This window comes from Bacteroides sp. (assembly GCF_052357945.1).
GTDB lineage: Bacteria > Bacteroidota > Bacteroidia > Bacteroidales > Bacteroidaceae > Bacteroides.
This window is the reverse complement of record NZ_DAWCXD010000203.1, coordinates 1-6,653: the sequence shown is the minus strand read 5'-3', so window position 1 is coordinate 6,653 and position 6,653 is coordinate 1. Positions and strand designations below refer to the sequence as shown.

Genomic DNA, 6,653 nt, shown 5'->3' with positions numbered 1-6,653 from the left:
TATAAACAGTTGTTTTTTAAACTACTTCTAACGATCATATAAATATAACAGTTAACGAAACTAGACAAAAGCAATGACAAATGCAAAGAAATAGGAGAGATTCTACAAGAAAACATCTATTTAGAAACATTTTTATTTCCAAAGTTGATTATTTACTTTGCGAAGTTGATTTATCTGAAAGTGTTCTTTTGCTATATGTTATAATTAGCGCATGTTTTGTTTTTGTTAATTTAACTAATCAAATTTGATTCCAGTTTCTTCTTATAGACCCATATACTTATTGTATAATAAATAAGTGCCTGTATCCAGAGAGTTATATATTCCGGTCTGATATCAGCCATACTGGCTCCCATAGAATTCAGTTTCACAAAAGCGAGTGTGCCTGGTGCAGCAGGGAAAATATAATGGGCCACTTTCCAATACCAAGGCATTAGTTCCATTGGATAGGAAACGCCGGAAAGAAAGATTAATCCTACGGAGAAGAAGGCGATCATGAGTAGGGGAGCCTCAGAATCCGTAAAATACCTGGACGCAGCTAATCCCAGGAAAGAAGTTGCCATCAAATATGGAATCAATAATAGTACAATGTATAATCCGTTTCCAATATTGGGGATGCTGAAAAAGTGAGGGAGCAAGCCTAATAGAAAAAAGGCAAAGATGGCATAAAGAGCACAGTACACGGACGTTTTTCCTGCCACTATACGAATGGCAACTCCCCAGCCATCCCCAAAAGGAGTATATGCGCGGATTCCTTTACTACTGTATTCTTCTCCGGTCACCATGCCAATAACCATCAGTAAGGTCTGGAAAATTATAATCATCATGACTGCCGGAATAAGATAGGAACCATACCCTTCGGTATAATTGTAGAGTGCAGTGCCTTCCACATTAATCGGTTTCGCCATAGCTACGGCAAGCAATCCTTGTGGTGGAAGAAACACCGCTTCATCTGGCCGGTATTTATCATTAATAGCCAACATGACACGTGAAGAAGCACCTTGCAAAGCTTCGAAATACAAGAAGGCATCAGTAGTTGCATAAAGGGAAAATACGGCTTCATCTCCCCGGAACACCCGTTCCTCAAAGTCATGAGGCAGATAGAGTATTCCCTGTACTTTGCCTTCTTTCATCCATTCTTTTGCTTCATGATAATCCATAGCCTGACTGGAAATCTCTGCCTGAGGAGTAGCATCCAGCCAACGGATAAAATCACGGCTCAATTCACTGTGCGAATTGTCGACTACGGCAACAGGTACATCGGTTACAATATTCGGTGCATACATATAATTGTAGAGCAACCCGTAAACGAAGATTCCTCCCATCAACACCAGTAAAACCGCATAACTGGTACTGATAGCTAGAAATTCACGATGAATGATGAATGACAACTGTTGTAACTTACTTAATGTTTTCATACTTATGACTTTCTATAGCTCGTTTTAAATGAGGAAGCAGCGACAGGGCCAGCAACGGGAAGATACAGAGTATCACAGCCGACGGCCAAAGATGGATAAACCCACCGCCTCCATAGAGCATGGTTTGCATCATTTCCGTAAAATGACGGACAGGGAACAAATTGGAAGCATCCCTCACCAACGGATACATATTGGGAACCGGAAAGGTTACTCCGGACAAAGTAGCCCCCAGAGAACCTACCATAGAAACTACGCTTATAACCAACGATATTGCCGGAAACAGCGAGAATAAAAACAGCCCTAAAGCCTGTGTTGCAATGATGAAAAGCACAGTCATGATATTCATTAACCACCAACTTCCCTGAAAAGGAATATGCAAAATACCAAACATGACGTAATTAGCCAACCATCCTATCAGTATATATATAATGGTATAAGGTAATAATTTACCTAAAACAGCTGTCACTATATTGCCTTTTGCAGTCGCCAGCCAATCGTCTGCTGTGCGGAACTTAATTTCAATGCCAACCGCATACACGGTAATCAACAGAATCAAAACCTGAAACAGCACAAAGAAAAAGGGCTGACTTAAATATACCGAATAATCCAGACTAGGGTTATATATCGGATGGTTATTAGCCTGTACGGGTAATAAAAAGGTGGTAATCTGATCCTGTTCTACTCCGAGTGCCATCGCTTGCATCACCACAGGAGAAAGAGCCACCGGAGCTAAGGAAGTTTCGAATGCCGCCATCAACTCACCACCTACCGACATTAATGCATAATGATAATAGTAGGAGAGTGTTGCATTCTTTCCGGTAATCGCATTCTGTTCAAATTGGGGAGGTATGGAAAGATATCCATAAATCTCTTTCTTTTGCACAGATTCACGGGCAGCTGCTTCATTTACAAAATGCTTTGTCACTTTAAAAGTTGGTACGGCAGAAATGTTCCTGACTATCGTCCGGGAAGTAGCAGTATTATCCTGATCGACAATACCGATAGGAATGTTTTCCATCTGTCCGTTACCAAAAATCGTAGCCATAAAGAAAAGGGTGAACAATGGCAAGACAATGCAGACACCAAAATAAAGGCGCCGTGAAGTCATTCGCCGCCACTCTCTGAGCAGTACGGAACGAAAAGGGGAATATGTTTGTGATTCATCCATTCTCTGGTTTATTTGATGTCGATTAATCTAAAGTCAATAACACGGACATGCCGGGACGCAAGTCATCCACCTTTTGGGTTGGACGGGCATGAATCTCAAAGGTACGTAAGTCATAACTTCCGGTTTGCTTGGTTGATTTCCAGGTAGCAAAACTGCCTAGCGGACTAATATAATAGATTTTGAATTCAATATTTTTTTTACCGATGGCGGGCACGTCCGCAACAAATGTTCCGTCCATTTTAAATTGCGGCATCAGGTCTTCCCGCACGTTAAGAACAACATGTATATCATCCATCACCACCAAATTCATAATGGGAGTTCCCGGTGCAACCAACTCTCCACGTTTAGGGAAGATTGTTGCTATCTGACCGTTTTCCGGAGCGATTAACCGAGCATCGACCAGCAAAGCCGAGACTTCATCCACTGTGCTTCGGGCAGCATCCACCATGCTGGCAGCAGACGCTTTATCTTCTTTTTGTGCACCATCTACAGCCATCTGATACTGTTCATAGGCAGCACGTTCGGCTGCTACAGCCGCTTTATACATAGCTTCTACTTCATCCTTTCTTTGAGAAGTAATGACACTGTCCTTATATAAAGTAAGAATACGGTTGTAAGTTGTCTGGGCGAGAGTTAGATCGCTCTTCGTTTTATTCCATAATTGCAGTGCAGTAGCTACAATCTGACGACGGGTTCCGGCATCTATTTTCTTGTTCTGTTGCACCGCCACCTGTTCCAAGGCATTCACTTGTTGATACTTGGCATGTACTTCAGGGCTATTAATGACGACAAGAGTATCTCCCTGGTGTACCCAGTCTCCCTCCTGAACGAAGAAAGTGTCGATACGGCCGGGAAGTTTCCCGCTGATACGGATTTCTGTTGCTTCAGCTTGTCCTTGCAAGACCAGCGGCTGTTTATGCATTAATATAACTCCCAGGCCGGTGAAAATACCGACAGCCAGAAGAATGATGACAAAAGCCCATGATAGGGTTTTACTAGTTGGTTTCATTGTTTGTTACGGTTTAGGTTGATAGTTTGCAAATTGTTCCGGTGTGCCACAAAGCGAGAGTAGATTCATTAGTGCCACATCATATTCATAATATGCTGCCAGGCGAGCCACTTTTACACTGGCAAGCATGGTTTCAGCATCAATAACTTCGGTAGAAGTTGCCATCCCTTCTGTAAATGATTTCTTTCGGATGCGTACCAATTCCTCACTTAAGGCAATCGTTGCATTTAAAGCTTTTACATTATCCTGTGCCTTTTCCAGCTGCGTGTAAAGCTTATCTACCCCAACAGCCAGATCATCACGGGCTTTCATCTGCCCTAAAGCCAGAGTTTGTTCCGTTAATTTCGATTGCCGCACTCTTTTTTCACGATCCAGTCCGTCAAAGAGGTTCCATGTAAAACCAATGCCTACCATGGTGCGCGGTAATAAATTACTCTGAATGCCATGCGAATACAAGGTCTGTTTTCCGAAAAGGGCTATATTCGGCAAATAACCGCTTTGGGCAATCCGCACTTCTTGTTTGGCAATATGCTGCTGCAGCTGTAATTGGTTGAGTGTATAGTTCCCACTGTTTACAGAAAGATCAAATAGCATTTTAGGTGGCAATGAATCATTCATAAAAAGGGGAGAGGTAGGAATAATATTGGCATCTGCATCCTTTTTATTCAGCAAAACTTTTAAGGCACTTTGCACTACTGTTTCTTCTTTTCGCGCAGCCTCCAGTGCACGTTTGGCTTCATCCATATTTACTTGGGCAAAAAGCCTGCCTGCTTTGTCAATCATTCCTGCCGCCTCTAACTTCAAGGCATTTTCATAATGTTTCTTTAATCCGTTGTAGGTTTCTTCACGAACCGTCACAATTTGTTGTGCCAGTCGAAGCCCATAATAACTTTCAACTAATAGATTTTGCTGATTGGCCGATACCTGTGCCCGACTTTCCCATGCCAAGTCGACCATCGTTCTTCCGATGTTGGTGGCACGGAAGCGTTTACCACCGGAAAAGAGTACCCACTCGGCTGATAAATCAACAGTTGTCAGATTTCTTGGAGTCAAAGGAAATATAAGGGTATTTGCCCCAATTTGATCCAGTATAGACGAAATGATTTGGTCATCCGGAATAATGGAATGTACAAAGTCTTTAGCCGGATCGGTAAACTGCGATAAAGGCTGTTTGACTTCGATCTTCTCCGACATGTGTACAAACGCACCTGTAGATTGAAGACTGGGATACCAAAAAGCATTCAACTTATCACGTTCAGCCTTCGCAATCTCAATACTCTTATCTGCTATTTTCAGACTCTGATTTCCTTGATTCAACAGATGCAGTGATTCTTCGAAACTTAATGGTATCTGTGCATCTATCTGACCGATGGAAAAATACAAAGTCAATAGTATAAAAAGTCGCTTATTTTTTTTCATACTGGTTAGGTTATATCTGAATTTGAGATATTCTAACAGATGAAAAGAGAGGTTTGTTCATCAGAAAGAATATAGCAATACAACAAAAGAAGGTTTCAACGCTTTTTTATAAGATGTTCTATTTTTCATCTTCTCTTTGAATCACGTTTGTATCATTTCTATCAGATAGAAAAAATGATGCATAAAATAATGCAAGTATATGCAATAAGCGTGTTATTAATGGATATAAACTACTTGATTATACAAAATATAAATGCATATTGGAGTTGTTTCTTTAAAGGAAAAGCTCTGTTCCTTTAAATGGAACCAACCGTTGGTCGGTGAGAAGCGTGTTCTCCCTTTAAAAGGAAGCTACCAAATAGCCCATAAAGTACCTGTTTGTTTCTAAATCTTATTTATTTTGCTAGAAACTAAATCTGTCAATTTGAAATAATATAAGCAACTTTATTCTCACATATTCAATATTCATTCTCTATTTAGAACCTAGTGATAGATTATTCACTAAAATAGTTTATATCTGAATCTTATTAACCGGAAATCCTGGAGTTTTTTCTATAGCGACTATCGTCAATCTGTATATTTTTAATTATACGGGCTACTAATATGCGTTTTTTTATATCCGGTTGTTTTTCATCAAAACAAAAGAATTGAAGAGGCTTTGATTTCTCTTTTTTCTTGCATTAAAATTTCTGCGATTTTATTTGAGATATAAAAATTATGTTTACCTTTGCATCACCATTTCATAAGGCTTTTGAGTCGAGAAATGCAGTAAATATGCGGTAATAGCTCAGTTGGTAGAGCGGCGGCTTCCCAAGCCGCAGGTCGCGAGTTCGAGCCTCGTTTACCGCTCTTTTGAAAATCAGGTGGTTATCTTAAATAAACTGCCTGATTTTTTATTTTTCAAGCCCCCTTTTCTATGGTTTTATCTATTATCGGACGAAACCTAAACTGAACATATTGTAGAATAACCCTAATTGAATAACCAATATGGCTAAGAAAATAGAGAAATATCTCCCCGTAGATTACAGTGACAGTTTTTCCATAGAAGTTACAGAAAATCGTTTGTCTCCTAAAGATATTATTTTAAAAGTCTTTGCTCATAACCCCGCTTGGCTCCGAATGTTGTATGCAATAAGGGCCTGTTTAGTCAAACCTTTCGGTATAGAAACTAAAGCTATTGAAAGTGAAGAACTTATTATAGAGGAAGACAAGCAAGAAGCAATTATGAGAAAAGACGATAAACATTTATTGTTTTATGTCGATATTTTCATTACGCCATTGGAAACAGGAAAACAAATGATTGAGGTTACCACATTAGTAAAATACCATAATTGGGTAGGAAAGGCTTATTTCTTTTGTATAAAACCTTTTCATCGGGTCATAGTGCCTTTAGTTCTCAAAAAAGCGCTATGCTGAACAAGCACAGTCGCGGATGCAACGATATAACGAATATGAAAAATGAGATATGTAATATAGAAGTACATGACTTTAGAAAATTAATGCATGAAGAATAGGGCAGTTCATGCATTTTTCGTATTTTTGCACCCTGTTTTAACACTCAAGAAAACTTTAAATAGAAAAATATAATGGCAAAAGAACTGAAAGACCTTACCAAACGTAGTGAAAACTACTCACAGTGGTA

At 39.7% G+C, this 6,653-nt stretch carries 5 protein-coding genes and 1 tRNA gene; 2 read left to right on the top strand and 4 right to left on the bottom strand.

Annotated elements, in window-relative coordinates:
* Nucleotides 1-230: 230 nt before the first annotated feature.
* Genes ACT8YW_RS21205 through ACT8YW_RS21190 form a run of 4 tightly spaced genes read right to left on the bottom strand, consistent with a single transcriptional unit; the run spans nucleotide 231 to nucleotide 5,011 of the window.
* On the bottom strand, nucleotides 231-1,415 hold the full coding sequence (locus ACT8YW_RS21205) for an ABC transporter permease (protein WP_444107065.1): 1,185 nt from the start codon (nucleotides 1,413-1,415) through the stop codon (nucleotides 231-233).
* Nucleotides 1,399-2,583, bottom strand: coding sequence for an ABC transporter permease (locus ACT8YW_RS21200; RefSeq protein WP_004306085.1), 1,185 nt, complete (start codon nucleotides 2,581-2,583; stop codon nucleotides 1,399-1,401). Before ACT8YW_RS21200 ends, ACT8YW_RS21205 begins: the two co-directional genes overlap by 17 nt.
* 22 nt (nucleotides 2,584-2,605) lie before the next feature.
* Nucleotides 2,606-3,592 (bottom strand): HlyD family secretion protein, encoded by a 987-nt coding sequence (locus ACT8YW_RS21195; protein WP_195359624.1) that lies wholly within the window; start codon nucleotides 3,590-3,592, stop codon nucleotides 2,606-2,608.
* A gap of 6 nt (nucleotides 3,593-3,598) precedes the next feature.
* Nucleotides 3,599-5,011: a TolC family protein gene (locus ACT8YW_RS21190; RefSeq protein WP_444107064.1), complete on the bottom strand. Its 1,413-nt coding sequence runs from the start codon at nucleotides 5,009-5,011 to the stop codon at nucleotides 3,599-3,601.
* A gap of 776 nt (nucleotides 5,012-5,787) precedes the next feature.
* Here ACT8YW_RS21190 and ACT8YW_RS21185 point away from each other — a divergent pair.
* Nucleotides 5,788-5,860 (top strand) — tRNA-Gly (locus tag ACT8YW_RS21185).
* Nucleotides 5,861-5,998: 138 nt separating this feature from the next.
* Complete coding sequence (locus tag ACT8YW_RS21180) at nucleotides 5,999-6,427, top strand: DUF2867 domain-containing protein (protein WP_004295997.1); 429 nt, start codon at nucleotides 5,999-6,001, stop codon at nucleotides 6,425-6,427.
* Nucleotides 6,428-6,653: the final 226 nt, after the last annotated feature.